Raw genomic sequence first — 15,084 nt, forward strand, 5'->3', positions numbered from 1 at the left:
ACCATGCGACCCCCAAGGAGATGTTCACTGTGCGGAACCCTCTCGAAAGAGCTCCTCTGCGCGTCGGTGTCATCGCAGCCGTCGCCCTGGCAGGCGGCCTGCTGACCTCCTCTCCCGCCGGCGCCACGGCGGTGACCGGCGAACGGGCCGTCGCCGCCGTCACGCTGACGGCCGACCCGGCCGCCGCCGCTCGCCCGCGCAACGGCCGCATCCTGTACCACCGCCTCGGCGGCGGCGCAGGCAGTCTCAAGATCAAGAACGGCTCGTCAAGGGACGGGGTCGTCACCCTGGTCAAGGGCAAGACCAAAGCGGTCAGCATCTACGTTCGCGCGAGGTCGACGGCGAGCATCAGGGACGTCAGGGACGGCACGTACCGGATCTACTTCACCACCGGCTACCGGTTCAGCACGTCGAAGCACAGGTTCACCCGGGCCGCCATCTACCAGCGCTTCAACGACAAGCTGAGGTTCTCCACGACCGCCACCAGGCGGACCATCTGGACGCTGACCCTCAACCCGGTCAAGGGCGGCAACGCGCGCACCAGTTCGGTCAACCCCAAGGACTTCCCCGCGTGAGCTGACCGGCTTACGCACGGACGGCCACGGGCAGGTCAGCCCGTGGCCGTTCGCGTGCGACGGCTATTTGCGCGGTCTGCCGTACAGGCCGACCGCCAGGGAGACGCCGAGGGCGGCGAGCGCGACCTGGATGGCGAGCTCGATCCAGTCGATGCCCCCGGTGTCGGCCACGCCGAGCGCGGCCGCGATCGCGGTGCCGATCAGGGCCGCGACCACGCCGATCACGATCGTCAGCCAGATGGGAATGCGTTGTCTGCCGGGAATGACCAGCCGCCCGAGAGCGCCGATCGCGATGCCGATGATGAGGCCGGAGATGATGCCGGTGATCTCCACGCTGAACTCCCCGCGAGTAGGTGGTCCGCCTACCTGGTCCAACGAAGACGTTCCTGGCCCGGTTCCGGTGTCGGGACGGCCGGGGCTCGTCGCTTCGATACGTTGGGGCATATGGCGACCGCTCCTACCGAAGCCCCTCAAGCCGTACAGACGGTGTCTTCTCGGCTGGCCTGGCTGGACGCGCTGCGCGGCATCGCCGCGCTCGCGGTGGTGGGCGAGCACCTGACGACGTGGGCCATGCCGTGGCTGCGGCCCGTCACGTTCAACCTGGGCGTCTACGGCGTTCTGGTGTTCTTCCTGGTCAGCGGCTACATCATCCCGACCTCGCTGGAGCGCCACGGCGACCTGCGGGCCTTCTGGATCGGTCGCGTCTTCCGCCTCTATCCGCTCTACCTCGCGGTCATCGCGCTGGTCCTGGCCCTGTCCTGGTGGATCCCGGTGCGCGAGGAAGTGCCCAGGGACGCCTCTTCTGTGGCCGCGCACGCGACGATGCTGATGGACGCGGTGGGCGCCGGGGCCGTGCTGAACACCATGTGGACGCTCTCGTACGAGATGATCTTCTACTTGCTGGTGGCGGCGCTGTTCGCCGCCGGGGTGCGGGACGGGCGTGGTCTCCTGCCCGTCGTCTTCGGGCTGCTGTGCGCCGGCGCCGCGCTCGCGTTCTCCGGGGCGCCGCTGTCGGGCGCGTGGCTGGCCTGGTCGTCGCTGATCGTGTTCGCCGCCGGGCTGGCCTGCGTGATCTCCGGACGGGGACGTACGGCCGCCGCCTTCGCGCTGGGCGTCATGGCGCTCGCGCTGGTGCTGCTGAGCAGCCGGGTCCCGTGGTTCGGGGCGGCGATCCTGGCCGTCATGTTCGCCGGCACGGCCGTCCACCGATGGGAACGGGGGAGCGGCCCGCTGTGGCCGCTCGGGCTCGCGGCGGCGCTGGTGACGCTGACCCCGCTCTGGGCGCTCAACGCCGGCTGGTGGTGGGTGCAGCCCGAGGTGTGGGCCCTGACCGTGGTCCTGGCGGGCGTCACCTTCGCCGGCGGCCTGCTCTGGCGCTCCCGCCGCGTCCCCGCCTTCCTCGCCTGGCTCGGCGCGATCAGCTACTCCCTCTACCTGGTGCACCTGCCGATCCTGCTCGTCGTCATGCAACTGGCGGGGGAGATGCGCTGGGCGCCGCTGCACCTGCAGCTCGGCGTCAGCGCGGGCTTCCTCGTGGTGCTGCTGCCGGGGAGCTGGCTGGCCTACCGATTCCTGGAGCGGCCGATGCAGCGGCTCGGCCGCCGCCTGGTCAGGCGCTACGCCGGCGTCGCACGCCCGGCGGCGACGTGACCTCGCACGCGGTCACGGGCGGGGTCACGCACGCGGTCACGGGCGGGGTTACGGCCGGGTCGTGAACGGGCCGCGCGGCGGCGGTCATGACGAGACCGGTGCCGTCGTGCCGGACGTCAGGGCCGCCTGGACGATGCGGATCGCCTCGCCCGCGTCGATGCCGACGCTGGCGATCACGGCCGCGTAGTCGGCGGCGGCCCGGCGGGCCCGCTCCCGCCCCTCCTCTCCGGCGGCCGACACGAACGAGCCCGCCCGCCCGCGCGTCTCGATCAGCCCCGCCTCCTCCAGCTCCCGGTAGGCCCGGCCGACCGTGTTGACGGCCAGGCCGAGGTCGGCCGCGAGGTGGCGGATGGTCGGCAGCCGGGTGCCCACGGCCAGCGTACGGTCCTGGATCTGCCGGGCGAGCTGGGCCCGCAGCTGCTCGAACGGCGGAACAGGCGAGGCCGCATCGATGACGATCATCGGGCCATCATGGCCCGCCGGGCCACCGTCGCGCTCGACGGCGCCCTGAGCCGGATGACGATGCACGCGGCCGCGCCCAGGAGCAGGTACGCGACCGAGGCGACGTTCCACCAGCCGGGCGCGGTGCCGAACAACAGCACCATGGGCAGCGACCACTGCACGCTCGGCATGGTGAGCTCGCGCGCGTCCTCGATGCGCATGATGACGTCGGCGGTCAGCGATTCCTCGTCCTCGGCCACGACCGGACGCCTGAGCAGGTGGCGCAGCTGCATGATGACGAGGGCGGTCACGCCGAGCAGGCCGATCAGCAGGACGATGGCGAGCTGCCGCACGGTGTGGTCGGGAACGGCCAGGGCACTCCCCGCCAGCGCCATTCCGCCGGCGAACGTGGCGATCGCGAAAATGACGTACGGCTGCCCGAGCAGGGCCCGCCAGCCGGGCTGGATCAGGTGAGCCGCCCTGCGGGACAACGTCGCGCCCGCCCGCTGGTCGACGCGCCGCACCCACCCGTCGAGCAGCGACTGGGCCAGCAGCAGCCCGGCGACCAACGCCGTCAGAGCCAGCAGCGGCACCTGGCGGTGCGGCTGGAAGCCGCCGAAGGCGGAGGTGGTGACCCGGTCGTAGACTGCGGCGAGCGAGGCTCCGATGATCAGCACGGCCAGCATGACCTGGGCGAAGAGGTGGGCGTGCCGCCGGACCGCGAGGCGGCTGGCCAGCAGGGCGGTCGGGTGGGTGCCGGCCAGGTCGTGCTGGTCCAGCCACGCTCGCGCCATCCGCAGGTCGGCCGTGCCCGCCGATGGGTCGGCGTCCGGTAGCGGGTCACATGCCATGGCTCCTCCTCTGTCCCAGCTTTTGTAGCAAGCTTTGTAGCAATATAGTGCGTCAAACCTTGCGACAAAGTCAACGGCTGGTGTCCGGATAAGGCCGGACCTGTCGTGTGCCGAGCCAGAACCATGTCCTTCATGACCTCGTCACAGAGGCGTACGCCGCTCTCGCCCGGGACCGCCCAGCTCGACCTGCTGGCCACCGGGGAGTCCGCGATCGACGCCACGTTCGCCACCGCGTACCGCATCCAGCTCGACGACACCTCGTGGGTCGAACACGTGCCGGGATGGCTGAGCGGCGGGCAGCGGCTGCTGGAGGCCCTCCTCGCCGGGGCCGGTTGGGAGCAGCGCGAGCGCTGGATGGTCAACCGGATGGTCGTCGAGCCCCGGCTGACCGCCGAGTACCAGGACGTCGCCGACGCCCCGGAGGCGGAGCTGCGCACGGCCGCCGCGATCCTGTCCCGGCACTACGGGGTGCCCTACGACGGCCTCTGGCTGAACCTCTACCGCGACCACCGCGACAGCACCGGCTGGCACGGTGACTGGTCCACGTGCAGGCGGGACGAATGCGTGGTCCCGGTGATCAGCCTCGGCGCCACCCGCCGGTTCCTGCTCAAGCCCCGGACGGGCGGGCGCAGCGTCACGCTGACTCCGGCGGCCGGCGACCTGGTGGTGATGGGCGGGCGCTGCCAGCGCGACTGGCGGCACTGCGTGCCCAAGCAGACCGCGCCGGCCGGCGTACGGGTCAGCGTGAACTTCTCCAGCCGCCTCCAGGCGACCAAACCGTCCACGACCTGAGCGGGCTGGGCGCTCAGCGGAGTCCGTCGCCGTGGACCATCAGGTGGACGGCGGCCAGCGCCGGCCAGGGCCACTCGCCGGGAGGCGCGCCCTGGTGGTCGATGCCCAGGTCCGCGAGCGCCGCGCCGAGCGAGGCATCGGCCCTCGGGAACGCCTCCCTGGCCCCGAGCCGGAACGCCACAGCATGCCGCAGGTCCACCTCCGCCCAAGTCAGGTCCGGGTCCGTCCAAGCCGGGCCCGCTTCCGGCTGAGCCGGGTCCGCGTCCCGAGCCGGGTCCGCGTCCCGAGCCGGGTCCGCGTCCCGAGCCGGGTCCGCCTCCTGAGCCGGGCCCGCCTCCTGAGCCGGGTCCGCCTCCTGAGCCGGGCCCGCCTCCTGAGCCGGGTCCGCCCAGGGCATGTCGGCCAGGGCGGTGACGCTCGTACCGGGGCGTAGTGCCGGGTGGCCCGCCGCCACGGCCGCCGCCAGCGCCGTGATCATGCGCGCGTCCCGATCGGGCAGGCCGATCGCGGCGAGCGCGTCCGCCGTCACCGCACCGGCGTCGGGGAACATGTGCGTCAGCCCGTCCGGCAGGCCGGGCACCGGCGTGCCCAGGCCGGTCACGATGGCCGCCAGCCACCCGCGCACGGTCTCGCGAGAGCGCCCGCCACGGCTCAGTATCGCCTGGACGCCGGTCTCGAACGGGCTCCACGCCCCCGGCACGACCAGCCCGGGACGCGCCTTGACCAGCGGCCCGAGCACCGGATCCGCCACCAGGGCGCGCACCCCCGCCGACGGGTCGGCGTCCGCGCCGACCAGCCGCCCGGCCTGGTCCACCACGTGGATCAGCCCCTCCCAGTACGGCAGGTGCGCCCGCAGCAGCAGCCACCCCGGACCGCCCGGCGCGATCTCCAGCACCCCGGGCGCGCCCTCAACCCCGACCGTGCGGCGATAGGTGTCTCCGTCGACGGCCTCCACGCCCGGCGCCGCCCGGACCGCCAGGAAGCCGCGCACCGCGTCCCAGTCGTAGCCCGGCTCGACCGGCAGCCGCAACGCCAGCCCGCCATCGGTGACCAGCCGATCCGCACGGTGCCGCCGCCTGCGCAGATCCGACGGCGAGTTGCGGAACACCTCCTGCATGCTCCGGTTGAACTGCCGCAGGCTCCCGAACCCCGACGCGAAGGCCACGTCGAGGATCGTCAGGTCCGTGTCGTCCAGGAGACGGCGCGCGAAATGCGCCCGCCGCGACCTGGCGAGCTGATCCGGGCTCGCCCCCACGTACTTCACGAACAACCGGCGCAGATGCCGCGCCGACAGGCCCACCCGCTCGGCCAGCTCGGCCTCGGTGCCCTCGTCGAGCACGCCGTCGATGATCATCTGCCAGGCCCGGCACACCAGCTCGGGCGATTCCGCCCCGATCGGCGCGGCCAGCCGGTACGGCCGGCAGCGCAGGCACGCCCGGAACCCGTCGGCCTCGGCCGCCGCCGCCAGCTCGTACGTCCGGCAGTTCGTCAGCAGCGGCCGCGCCCCGCATCCGGGCCGGCAGTAGATCCCGGTGGTGACGACAGCAGAGAACGTGGTCATAGCCCACATTTATGCCATCCCTGCGCACGTCGCTCGCCACATCCGGACATCGCCCGCCTCCCGGAACGTGTCCAGATATGGCCAGACCGGTCCCGAGCGCCACCTCCAAGATTGCTGTCATCCAACCCAGCGTCTTCCCCGGCGCCTGAATCCATAGGAGAAATCCATGCTCGCCAAGGTGTTCCCCATCCCGCTCAAGGACGGCATGCAGGCGAAGGCGGAAGAGGTCGTCCGCGAGTTCGCGCCCAAGGGGCCGGGAGCCGAGGACGGCACGCTGTCCTTCCGCGTCTACCGCGACCCCGCCAGGCCCGACTACCTGCTGTTCGTCGAGCACTTCGCCGACCAGGCCGCCTACGACGCCCACACCGGGTCGCCGGCGTACCAGGAGCTGATCGCGGGCCGGTTCGCGGATCTGATCGTCGAGTTCGCCGAGATCGACCATGAGCTGATCGTCGCGATCTGACCCGTGCCGGCAGGCCTGCCCGCACGGCGGCGGGCGGGCCCTTCCACTGGGCGGCCGCTCGGAGTATGAACGAATCACCGCACGCCTGAGCGGGTCCCCCTCGGAGGTGATGGCAGGTGCGCCGTCGGAGCCTGATCCTGTCCGCAGCGGCGCTGTCCGCCGTGCTGCTGGTCCCCGCAGCTCAGTCCTCGGGGGCCTCAACAGCGGCATCCACCCCGGGGGGAGTGCCGGACGACCAGCCGCTGCCCGGCTACACGGTCGACAACCCGCCGCTGGCGCCGGCGACCGTCGGCGGCCGGCCGAGCCGGGTCCTCCAGGGCGTGCACGGTCACGCGGCCTACGACATCGAGGTGCCGCCCCGCTGGAACGGCTCCCTGCTGATGTGGGCCCACGGATACCGCGGCGACACCCGGGTGCTCACCGTGGACCCGCCCGGCTACGGCTTACGCCAGAAGCTGCTCGACCAGGGCTACGCGTGGGCGGCGTCCTCCTACTACGGCAACGACTACGACGTCCGGGCCGGCGTGCGCAGCACCCGTGACCTGGCCGGTCACTTCGGGCGGGTGGTGGGCAAGCCGCGGCGGACGTACCTGGCCGGGGTGTCCATGGGCGGGCACATCACGGCCCGCTCGATCGAGGAATATCCGGGCTACTACGACGCGGCCATGCCGATGTGCGGGGTGGTCGGCGACCAGGAGCTGTTCGACTTCTTCCTCGACTTCCACCTCGTCGCGCAGGATCTCGCGGACGTGCCCGCCTACCCGATTCCCGCCGACTACGCGACCTCGGTCGTGCCGAGGATCCAGGAACGGCTGGGGCTGGCCGGCCAGGGTCCCGCGAACCAGCTCGGCGAGCAGTTCCGCGCCATCGTCGTCAACCTCGGGGGCGGCGAGCGTCCCGGGGCGGCGGCGGCCTTCGCGTACTGGAAGGACTTCCTGTTCGGGCTGGCAGGCCCGGACGAGGGCGGCACGCTGGCGCAGGAGCCGGGCCGGGTGGCCACGAACCTCGGCACCCGCTATCGCCCAGGCTCGCCCGTGAACGTGGACGCGAGCGTGCGGCGGGTCGCTCCCGTGGACCTGGCGGCGCGCAGGACGCAGCGGCTGACCGCCGTGCCCGCCGTCTCCGGGCGGATCGACGTCCCCGTGCTCTCGCTGCACGACCTGGGCGACAACTTCGTGCCGTTCTCCATGGAGCAGTACTACCGGGCGGACGTGTCCCGTCACGGGCGCGGGGCACTGCTCGTGCAGCGGGCGATCCGGGCGGTCGAGCACTGCGAGTTCAGCGCCGCCGAGGTCGGGACCGCCTGGGACGACCTGGTCCGATGGGAACGCGGCGGCCCCCGGCCCGCCGGGGACGACGTGACCGATCCGGCGGTCGTGGCGCATCCGGACTACGGGTGCCGGTTCAGCGACCCGGCGGCCTATTCCACCGGCACGCGCCGGATGTTCGCCGCCTGCCCCTGATCTTTCAGCATGAGTCGAAATACGACGGCCATCAAAGTTTGACAACCATCAAACTTTAGTCTTCAGTAGGTCCCGGCGACACCGTTCGGAAGGGACGAGACGTGATGGTCAAGGCAGTGCGGTTCCACGAACTCGGCGGCCCCGAGGTGCTCCGGCTGGAGGACGTCGAGGTGGGGGAGCCGGGTCCGGGCGAGTTGCGGCTCCGGGTGGACGCGATCGGGCTCAACCGGGCCGAGGTGCTGTTCCGCGGCGGCCACTACATCGAGCCCGTCAAGTCGTTCCCCGCCGGGCTCGGGGCCGAGGCCGCGGGCGTGGTCGAGGCGGCCGGCCCGGGCGTGACCGGCTTCGAGCCCGGTCAGCCGGTCAGCGTGGTGCCGGCTTTCTCGATGAACGACTACAACGTGTACGCCGAGCAGGCGATCATCCCGGCCGCGGCCGTGGTGCACCGCCCCGCGGACGTGGACGCGGTGACGGGCGCGGCGGTGTGGATGCCGTACGCGACCGCGTACGGGGCGTTGATCGAGGCCGGCGGGATGCGGGCCGGCGACACGGTGGTGGTGACCGCCGCCTCCAGCAGCGTGGGCCTGGCCGCCATCCAGGTCGCCAACCGCGTCGGCGCGGTGCCCGTCGCCACCACCCGCACCACCGCCAAGAAGGAGCAACTGCTCAAGGCGGGCGCGGCGGAGGTGATCGTGACCGGCGAGGAGAGCGTCGCCGACCGGGTACGCGCCATCACCGGCGGCCGGGGCGCCAGGTTCGTCTTCGACGCCGTCGCGGGACCGGGCGTCGTGGAGCTGTTCGACGTGGTGGCCCCTGAAGGCACCCTGTTCATCTACGGCGCGCTGAGCGGCGAGCCGACGCCGTACCCGGGGCTGGACGCGGGGATGCCGGCCGTGTCCATGCGCACCTACCTGGTGCACGAGACGACCAGGAACGAGCGGCGGCTGCGCAGGGCCGAGGCCTTCATCGGCGCGGGGCTGCGCAGCGGCGACTTCCGTCCCGTCGTGGACCGCGTCTTCGACCTGGCCGACATCGCCGACGCGCACCGCTACCTGGAGGCCGGCGCCCAGGTCGGCAAGATCGTCGTCACCACGTCTCCGCAGGTCACGTCATGAGCCGAGGTCCCGGACGATGTTGTCCAGCCGGGTCGCCAGGTCGTCCAGGGCCTCGTCGGTCAGCGGGCCGGCGGGAAGCTGCCGCCGCACGTCGTCGCGGCGGGCGATGACGAGCCCCTTGTGCGCGTCGTCCACCTCGGCGGCGGGCAGGACGACGCAGTCACCTCGTACGAAGACCAGCGTGGCGTCGGGGTGCTCCGACGTGAGCAGTTCGCGAACGCAGTTCCGGTCGATGAGCAGCATGGCGTCTCCTGGTCCCCGTGGTCGCCTGGTTTCCGACGCCTGCCCAGCAGCCCGTGATCTAGTCGAGACCGGCTCAGGACGAATGATCGCTAACATGCTGAAATGACGCATACGGCGGCGCTGCCGGTCCTGCCCGTAGGCACTCTGTTCGGGGTCCCCGCCACCCGCGACCTGTCCGCGAGCCGGCTCGTCGTGCTGGGTGTGCCGTTCGACATGGGATACCACCCGACCCGCGTCGGCGCGCGTTCCGGCCCCGCGCACGTTCGGGCGCACTCGGCGCTCGTCGCCGAGCACCTCGACGGGTTCGGGACGAACCTGCTCGCGGACCTGGGCGTCGTCGACATCGGCGACGCCGGCGTCCTGCCCGGCGACGTCGAGCAGAGCTTCCCGGCGATCCAGGCCGCGGTCTCCCACATCCTCGCGGCGGGCGCGGTGCCGCTGACGCTCGGCGGCGACGGCGCGGTCACCCTTCCCCAGCTCCGCGCGCTGCGGCAGCATCGGGGAGCCGACTTCGCCGTGCTCCACTTCGACGCCCACACCGACGCTTACGAGGGCATCTACCCCTACGAGTTCAACAACGCGAACACCTTCGTGCACGCCGTCACCGAAGGGCTGATCGATCCCGCCAAGGCGCTGCACGTGGGGATGCGGGACACGGACTACCGGGGCGATCCGGGCATCGTGGGCGTGGCACGGGACCTCGGCTACGAAGTGATCACCATGGACGAGCTCACGGCCATGGGCGTGCCCGCGCTCGTCGAGCGGATCCGCGCCCGGTTCGCCGGGACGCCCGTCTACCTCTGCTGGGACATGGACGTGTTCGACCCTTCCGCGGCGCCCGGCGTGGTGACCCCGTCCTGGGGCGGCATCTCCGTACGGGAGGGGCTGAGCATTCTGCGCGGGATGCGGGGGCTGGAGTTCGCCGCGTTCGACATCAACACGGTGAGCCCGCCGCACGACCACGCGGGCCTGACCGGCAGCCTGGCGGCCCAGGTGGCGATGGAGTGCGTCTTCCTCCTCAGCGAGGCGGGCGCTGCCTGATCACAGCTCCGCCCTGAGCGCTTCCGCGGCCCGCCAGCAGTCGTGGTAGGTCGAGTAGAGCGGCGCCGGCGCCAGCCGCAGGATGTCGGGATTGCGGGAGTCGGCGATCACGCCGTGGTCCCGGCTCAGCCTCCTGGACAGGGCGTCCGCGTCGGTCACGCGAAGGGACAGCTGGCAGCCGCGGCGCTCCGGCTCGCGCGGGGTGACCAGGGTGCGGCCGTCGAGCAGCCCCTCCAGGTACGCGGTCAGCCGGACGCTGCGGGCGCGCAGCGCGTCCATGCCGATCGTGTCGAAGATTTCGAGCGAGACGCGAACCGGGCTCATGGCGAAGATGGGCGGGTTGGAGATCTGCCAGGCGTCGGCGCTCTTGGGCGGCGTGGCCACCGGGTCCATCAGGAAGCGCGTCCCGGGCTCGGTGCTCCACCAGCCCTCGAAGCGCTGGATCGACGGGTCGTCCAGGTGCCGCTGGTGGACGAAGACGCCGCCGAGGGCGCCAGGCCCGGAGTTGAGATACTTGTACGAGCACCAGGCCGCGAAGTCGGGCCCCCATTCGTGCAGCTTTAACGGGATATTTCCGGCGGCATGGGCCAGGTCCCAGCCGACCATCGCCCCCGCGGCGTGCCCCGCCCGCGTGATCGCCGGGATGTCCAGCGCCGCGCCGGTCAGGTAGTCGACCCCGCCGAGCAGGACCAGCGCGACCTTGCCGCCTTCGGTGGCGAGCCGGCCGAGCGGGTCGGCGGTCCTGATCACCTCGGTGTCCGGGTCGAGGCCGTGGAAGCGGGCCTGGCTGCGGACCGCGTAGCTGTCGGAGGGGAACGCGGACTCCTCGACGAGGATGCGGGTGCGCTCGCCGCGCGGCCGGTAGAAGGAGACCATCAGCAGGTGCAGGTTGACGGTCAGCGTGTTCATCACGACCGTCTCCTCGGGCAGCGCGCCGACCAGCCGGGCGGCGGGCCCGGTGAGCAGCGAGTGGTAGTCCAGCCACGGGCGGCCGCCCTCCAGGTGGCCTTCGACGCCGAACGTGGCCCAGTTGTCCAGGTCGCTCAGCAACGCGTCTCTGGTGGCCTTGGGTTGCAGGCCGAGCGAGTTGCCCGCTAAGTAGGCGCATTCCCGATATTTCCCGCCCTGGGCGGGCGGGACCAGGAACAGGGCCCGATGCCCTGGATCCTCCGCGTCCCGCCGCCGCGCGTCGTCTTCGGACATGCATGCTCCTCACATGTGCGGCCCGACGGGGCCTCCGGCGATGGAGTCGCGGCACGCCAGGCAACCGCGGTCGGGACAGTGCGTGATGCCCTGGTCGGCGGCGATGGCGCGGGTGGCGGCGTCGATGACCTCTTTCGCAGGATAGGCGCGCCACGAGGAGGCGCCCACGGTGGCCGTCCGCGCGAACGGGCCGAGTACGGGCTCCAGCCGCGGGAACCCGGCCGAGCATGAGCCGACCTCGACCATGGACACCCGGCCGTCGTCACCGCGCGCCCACCGCAGGAAGAGGCGTCGCCCTGCTCGCTGTTCGGCCAGGTGCAGCGCCGTCATGCGATCGAGCCCGGTGCCGATGAGCAGGATCGCGCCCTCCCGGCCGGCCAGCTCGCGGATCGGGCCGTACACGTCGGCCGGGCTCTGGGTCGCGATGAGCCCGGCGGCCTGCGGACCGGCCGCGGCGAACGAATTGAGCGGGTGCCGGCCGCGTACGGCGTCGGGGCGGCCGATCAGGGTCGCGGGCAGCACGCCCATGCTGGGGTTGACGAGCCCGCAGCCGGCGTCGTAGACGGGGCCGTCCGAGCCGCCCGGCTCGCCGTCGGGCAGGGCGGCGTAGTCGACGCCGTTGCGCGCGGGCCGCATCCCGGGCGGTGGCGGCACGCCGAAATGGTGCCCGGTGAAGGCGGGAACCATGACCGTGCAGCCGCGGGCCAGCAGCGCCTCCAGCAGCGCGTGCGCACCGCCGTTCAGCGGCGCGGCGAAAGAGCGCAGGGAAGCGTGCAGCATGACCGGACGATCGGTCAGCCCAAGGGTTCCGGCCGCCCTGCTGAGTTGTGCCGGCTGGATCATCGAGGCCCCCTCGACCGGCGAACCGCGCGCCGATCAGCCTGGTGCGCGGTGATCGGCCTTGTGCGCGGTGATCGGTCTGGTGTGCGGCGATCGGCCTTGTGCGCCGCGAGCCGTCAGGGAAGCTGCTGCAGCTCCATCCCGCTCGCCACGGGAAGCGCCTTTTCCGTCGTACCGGGCATGGAGGCCTGTGCCTCGCGGAGCGCGGCGACCACGGCCTGCTCGACCGTGGGGTGCACCCGCAGGACGCTCTGCGCCTGGGTGGTCTCCAGGATCCGGGCGAGGACCGGGTGGGGTGCGCCCAGGTGCAGGCTGCCGCCGTGCTGGCGGGCATAGGCGTGGGTGTTCAGTAAGACGCGGAGACCGGCGCTGCCCAGGAAGCCCATCTCGCTGAGGTCGATCACCACGTGCTCGCCGGGCAGATGGCGGCTCTTCCGCAGATAGGCGTCGAACAGGCCCGCGTTGGTCGCGTCGACTTCGCCCGCCACGGAGATCACGGTCACGCCCGGCAGCCTTTGCGAGGCGAATGTCAAACCTGGCATCAAATGCTCCACCAATCCGACTCGAAAGACGGAGGCACGGGCAACGGCTTGCCTTGAGTGGATGGTAGCGCGGCAACACCATGACGCATAAGGCGAGCGCGCCACTCTTTACAAGCGCTCCTACCGAAAAATTGCCCTGGTAGTTGAAACTCCTGCCCGAGGCCGGGACCAGCGGCTGGACGTGCCATTTCAGGGGAAGAGGGTGGAATTTATGTGGCATCTCCCATTTGACGGTCGACCCTCGTCCGCTGCGCGGAGATGCGGTCCGCGCCCGTCGCCCGGCGGAAAATCATTCGCTACTCCGTGCATCGCTGCGGCACCATGGCCACGGCGGTGTCTGGCATCGGGGAGGGCGGATGACCGTGCTCGGATCAATTGAGGGCTCCGGAGACGGCTCATCTGTGCGGCGGTCGGCTGTCGGGCTGGTGCTGCGCTATTACTGCGGTGAGCTGAAGCGTCAGTGGCGGGTCGCGACACCCGCGATGACGCTGCCGGCGATCGGGAACATCTGCCTGTTCTACCTGGCGCCGCTCGCGGTGGCCGGGCTCGTGGGGCACCTGGCCGGTGGCGGGGAAGGCTCCGTCGCCACGCTGCTGCCCTACGTGCTCGGGTTCGGCGCGTTGCTGCTGGCCGGCGAGGTGCTGTGGCGGATCGGGCTGCACTTCCTGAACCGTACGGACGCCAGGGGCATCGAACGCCTTGGCGTCGTGGGCATGGACGCGCTGATGACCAAGGACACCGCGTTCTTCCACGACAACTTCGCCGGGTCGCTGACCAAGCGGGTGCTCAGCTTCGCCTCCGAGTTCGAGGAGTTCGCCGACACCCTCACCTTCTCGATCATCGCCAAGCTCGTGCCGCTGACCTTCGCCTCGGTGGTGCTGTGGCAATACCACCCGCTGCTGGTCCTCGTGCTCGTGGGCCTGATCCTCGTCACCGGCTTCCTCGTCGCGCCGCTCATCCGCCGCCGCCAGAAGCTGGTCGAGCAGCGTGAGGCGGCCAAGGTGCGGGTGTCGGGACACGTCGCCGACGTGCTGGCCAACATGGAGACCGTGCGCGCGTTCGCCGCCGAGGGCCGCGAAGGCATCGAACATCGGGCCAGGGTCGCCGAGCAGCGCCGGTTGTCGCTGCGTTCCTGGGACTACGGGAACCTGCGGGTCGACACCGTCGTCGCCCCGATCGCGGTCCTCACCAGCGCCGTGGGGCTGCTCCTCGCCGTGGCGCTCAGGGGCGGTCTGGGCGTGGAGGCGATCGTGGTGACGTTCACCTACTACTCCAACACGATCAACATCATGTTCGAGTTCAACCAGATCTACCGGCGGATGGAGAGCACGCTCACCGAGGCCGCCCAGTTCACCGAGCTGCTCCTCTCGCCGCCGACCGTGGTGGACCCGCCCGAGCCGCAGCCGCTGCGCCCGGCCGACGCGGGTGTCCGCTTCGACCGGGTGCGGTTCGCCTACGGCGACGGCCCGCCCCTGTTCGACGGCCTGGACCTGGACATCCCCAGCGGCACCAAGATCGGGCTGGTGGGCCAGTCCGGCGGCGGCAAGAGCACGCTCACCCGGCTGCTGCTGCGCCTCATGGACATCGACGACGGCCGGATCCTGATCGGCGGCCAGGACATCAGCCGGCTGCGCCAGGCCGACCTGCGCAGCCTGATCGCCTACGTGCCGCAGGAGCCGGCCATGTTCCACCGGTCGGTGCGCGACAACATCGCCTTCGCCCGGCCGGGCGCCACGGAGGCCGACATCCTGCGGGCCGCGGAGGCGGCGCACGTCACCGAGTTCGTCGAGTCGCTGCCGGACGGCTTCGGCACCTTGGTCGGCGAGCGGGGCATCAAGCTCTCCGGCGGGCAGCGGCAACGCCTCGCCCTCGCGCGCGCGATCCTGCGCGACGCGCCGATCCTGCTGCTGGACGAGGCGACCAGCGCCCTCGACTCCGAGAGCGAGATCCTCGTCCAGGAGGCCTTGTGGCGCCTGATGCAAGATCGCACCGCGCTCGTGGTGGCCCACCGGCTGAGCACCGTCGTCCGCATGGACCGCCTGGTCGTCCTCAACCGGGGACGCATCGTGGAGCAGGGCACCCACAGCGACCTGCTCCAGGCCGACGGCCCCTACGCGCGGCTCTGGCGGCACCAGTCCGGCGGCTTCCTGATCGAGGACGACGCCGACGACGCCGACGACGCCGACGACTCCGCCGAGAACGGCTTCGCGGACGACGCCTCCGGCGCGCTGCACCGCTGACGACCTCGGCAGCGCGGTCGGCTGCCCGCGCACCGAGGACGCCGGCACGCGGTGGCAGCGCGCG

16 protein-coding genes are annotated in these 15,084 nt (G+C 71.7%); 8 read left to right on the top strand and 8 right to left on the bottom strand.

Annotated elements, in window-relative coordinates; genetic code table 11:
- The first annotated feature begins 29 nt into the window (after nucleotides 1-29).
- Nucleotides 30-575, top strand: coding sequence for a hypothetical protein (locus ABEA43_RS13570; RefSeq protein WP_345561665.1), 546 nt, complete (start codon nucleotides 30-32; stop codon nucleotides 573-575).
- Between the two features lie 63 nt (nucleotides 576-638).
- Here the strand turns inward: ABEA43_RS13570 and ABEA43_RS13575 are convergent, their stop codons facing one another.
- Nucleotides 639-908 (bottom strand): GlsB/YeaQ/YmgE family stress response membrane protein, encoded by a 270-nt coding sequence (locus ABEA43_RS13575; protein WP_345561667.1) that lies wholly within the window; start codon nucleotides 906-908, stop codon nucleotides 639-641.
- Nucleotides 909-1,019: 111 nt separating this feature from the next.
- Here ABEA43_RS13575 and ABEA43_RS13580 point away from each other — a divergent pair, with 111 nt between their 5' ends.
- Complete coding sequence (locus tag ABEA43_RS13580; protein ID WP_345561668.1) at nucleotides 1,020-2,225, top strand: acyltransferase family protein; 1,206 nt, start codon at nucleotides 1,020-1,022, stop codon at nucleotides 2,223-2,225.
- Nucleotides 2,226-2,309: 84 nt separating this feature from the next.
- Here ABEA43_RS13580 and ABEA43_RS13585 read toward each other — a convergent pair whose 3' ends face one another.
- Entirely contained in the window at nucleotides 2,310-2,687 is a 378-nt protein-coding gene (locus tag ABEA43_RS13585; protein WP_345561670.1) for a GntR family transcriptional regulator, read from the bottom strand.
- Nucleotides 2,684-3,517: a hypothetical protein gene (locus ABEA43_RS13590; protein ID WP_345561671.1), complete on the bottom strand. Its 834-nt coding sequence runs from the start codon at nucleotides 3,515-3,517 to the stop codon at nucleotides 2,684-2,686. Before ABEA43_RS13590 ends, ABEA43_RS13585 begins: the two co-directional genes overlap by 4 nt.
- A 132-nt stretch (nucleotides 3,518-3,649) precedes the next feature.
- On the opposite strand from ABEA43_RS13590, the gene ABEA43_RS13595 reads away from it, so the two are divergent.
- Nucleotides 3,650-4,309, top strand: a complete 660-nt coding sequence (locus ABEA43_RS13595; RefSeq protein WP_345561672.1) for an alpha-ketoglutarate-dependent dioxygenase AlkB — start codon at nucleotides 3,650-3,652, stop codon at nucleotides 4,307-4,309.
- A gap of 13 nt (nucleotides 4,310-4,322) precedes the next feature.
- Here the strand turns inward: ABEA43_RS13595 and ABEA43_RS13600 are convergent, their stop codons facing one another.
- On the bottom strand, nucleotides 4,323-5,870 hold the full coding sequence (locus ABEA43_RS13600) for an AlkA N-terminal domain-containing protein (RefSeq protein ID WP_345561674.1): 1,548 nt from the start codon (nucleotides 5,868-5,870) through the stop codon (nucleotides 4,323-4,325).
- 166 nt (nucleotides 5,871-6,036) lie between these two features.
- On the opposite strand from ABEA43_RS13600, the gene ABEA43_RS13605 reads away from it, so the two are divergent.
- The 3 genes from ABEA43_RS13605 to ABEA43_RS13615 all read left to right on the top strand — a co-directional run bounded on the left by ABEA43_RS13605 (nucleotide 6,037) and on the right by ABEA43_RS13615 (nucleotide 8,911).
- Nucleotides 6,037-6,333, top strand: coding sequence for a putative quinol monooxygenase (locus tag ABEA43_RS13605; RefSeq protein ID WP_345561676.1), 297 nt, complete (start codon nucleotides 6,037-6,039; stop codon nucleotides 6,331-6,333).
- Between the two features lie 116 nt (nucleotides 6,334-6,449).
- On the top strand, nucleotides 6,450-7,796 hold the full coding sequence (locus ABEA43_RS13610; protein WP_345561677.1) for a hypothetical protein: 1,347 nt from the start codon (nucleotides 6,450-6,452) through the stop codon (nucleotides 7,794-7,796).
- A 104-nt stretch (nucleotides 7,797-7,900) separates the two neighbouring features.
- The gene (locus ABEA43_RS13615; RefSeq protein WP_345561744.1) at nucleotides 7,901-8,911 is read left to right on the top strand and encodes a zinc-dependent alcohol dehydrogenase family protein; all 1,011 of its coding nucleotides are present in this window, start codon (nucleotides 7,901-7,903) and stop codon (nucleotides 8,909-8,911) included.
- Here the strand turns inward: ABEA43_RS13615 and ABEA43_RS13620 are convergent.
- The gene (locus ABEA43_RS13620; protein WP_345561678.1) at nucleotides 8,906-9,154 is read right to left on the bottom strand and encodes a hypothetical protein; all 249 of its coding nucleotides are present in this window, start codon (nucleotides 9,152-9,154) and stop codon (nucleotides 8,906-8,908) included. The two genes, ABEA43_RS13615 and ABEA43_RS13620, sit on opposite strands and share 6 nt — an antisense overlap.
- A gap of 102 nt (nucleotides 9,155-9,256) precedes the next feature.
- Here ABEA43_RS13620 and ABEA43_RS13625 point away from each other — a divergent pair, with 102 nt between their 5' ends.
- Nucleotides 9,257-10,195 (top strand): arginase family protein, encoded by a 939-nt coding sequence (locus tag ABEA43_RS13625; protein WP_345561680.1) that lies wholly within the window; start codon nucleotides 9,257-9,259, stop codon nucleotides 10,193-10,195.
- Here the strand turns inward: ABEA43_RS13625 and kynU are convergent, their stop codons facing one another.
- The 3 genes from kynU to ABEA43_RS13640 all read right to left on the bottom strand — a co-directional run bounded on the left by kynU (nucleotide 10,196) and on the right by ABEA43_RS13640 (nucleotide 12,780).
- Nucleotides 10,196-11,398, bottom strand: coding sequence for a kynureninase (kynU, locus tag ABEA43_RS13630; RefSeq protein ID WP_345561682.1), 1,203 nt, complete (start codon nucleotides 11,396-11,398; stop codon nucleotides 10,196-10,198).
- A 9-nt stretch (nucleotides 11,399-11,407) separates the two neighbouring features.
- Nucleotides 11,408-12,178 carry an AAC(3) family N-acetyltransferase gene (locus tag ABEA43_RS13635; RefSeq protein WP_345561685.1) on the bottom strand — a complete coding sequence of 257 codons (771 nt, stop codon included), beginning with the start codon at nucleotides 12,176-12,178 and terminating at the stop codon, nucleotides 11,408-11,410.
- Between the two features lie 176 nt (nucleotides 12,179-12,354).
- A complete protein-coding gene (locus tag ABEA43_RS13640) occupies nucleotides 12,355-12,780 on the bottom strand; it encodes an STAS domain-containing protein (protein ID WP_345561686.1) in 426 nt (141 codons plus the stop codon).
- Nucleotides 12,781-13,136: 356 nt separating this feature from the next.
- Here ABEA43_RS13640 and ABEA43_RS13645 point away from each other — a divergent pair, with 356 nt between their 5' ends.
- A complete protein-coding gene (locus ABEA43_RS13645) occupies nucleotides 13,137-15,020 on the top strand; it encodes an ABC transporter ATP-binding protein (RefSeq protein WP_345561687.1) in 1,884 nt (627 codons plus the stop codon).
- Nucleotides 15,021-15,084 lie beyond the last annotated feature (64 nt).

The organism is Nonomuraea rosea (genome assembly GCF_039539705.1).
Taxonomy (GTDB): domain Bacteria; phylum Actinomycetota; class Actinomycetes; order Streptosporangiales; family Streptosporangiaceae; genus Nonomuraea; species Nonomuraea rosea.

Coding starts and splice junctions, on each gene's coding strand:
- ABEA43_RS13580 (WP_345561668.1), top strand. CDS start 1,020: ATGGCGACCGCTCCTACCGAAGCCCCTCAAGCCGTACAGACGGTGTCT.
- ABEA43_RS13585 (WP_345561670.1), bottom strand. CDS start 2,687: ATGATCGTCATCGATGCGGCCTCGCCTGTTCCGCCGTTCGAGCAGCTG.
- ABEA43_RS13590 (WP_345561671.1), bottom strand. CDS start 3,517: ATGGCATGTGACCCGCTACCGGACGCCGACCCATCGGCGGGCACGGCC.
- ABEA43_RS13595 (WP_345561672.1), top strand. CDS start 3,650: ATGACCTCGTCACAGAGGCGTACGCCGCTCTCGCCCGGGACCGCCCAG.
- ABEA43_RS13600 (WP_345561674.1), bottom strand. CDS start 5,870: ATGACCACGTTCTCTGCTGTCGTCACCACCGGGATCTACTGCCGGCCC.
- ABEA43_RS13605 (WP_345561676.1), top strand. CDS start 6,037: ATGCTCGCCAAGGTGTTCCCCATCCCGCTCAAGGACGGCATGCAGGCG.
- ABEA43_RS13615 (WP_345561744.1), top strand. CDS start 7,901: ATGGTCAAGGCAGTGCGGTTCCACGAACTCGGCGGCCCCGAGGTGCTC.
- ABEA43_RS13620 (WP_345561678.1), bottom strand. CDS start 9,154: ATGCTGCTCATCGACCGGAACTGCGTTCGCGAACTGCTCACGTCGGAG.
- ABEA43_RS13625 (WP_345561680.1), top strand. CDS start 9,257: ATGACGCATACGGCGGCGCTGCCGGTCCTGCCCGTAGGCACTCTGTTC.
- kynU (WP_345561682.1), bottom strand. CDS start 11,398: ATGTCCGAAGACGACGCGCGGCGGCGGGACGCGGAGGATCCAGGGCAT.
- ABEA43_RS13635 (WP_345561685.1), bottom strand. CDS start 12,178: ATGCTGCACGCTTCCCTGCGCTCTTTCGCCGCGCCGCTGAACGGCGGT.
- ABEA43_RS13640 (WP_345561686.1), bottom strand. CDS start 12,780: ATGCCAGGTTTGACATTCGCCTCGCAAAGGCTGCCGGGCGTGACCGTG.
- ABEA43_RS13645 (WP_345561687.1), top strand. CDS start 13,137: ATGACCGTGCTCGGATCAATTGAGGGCTCCGGAGACGGCTCATCTGTG.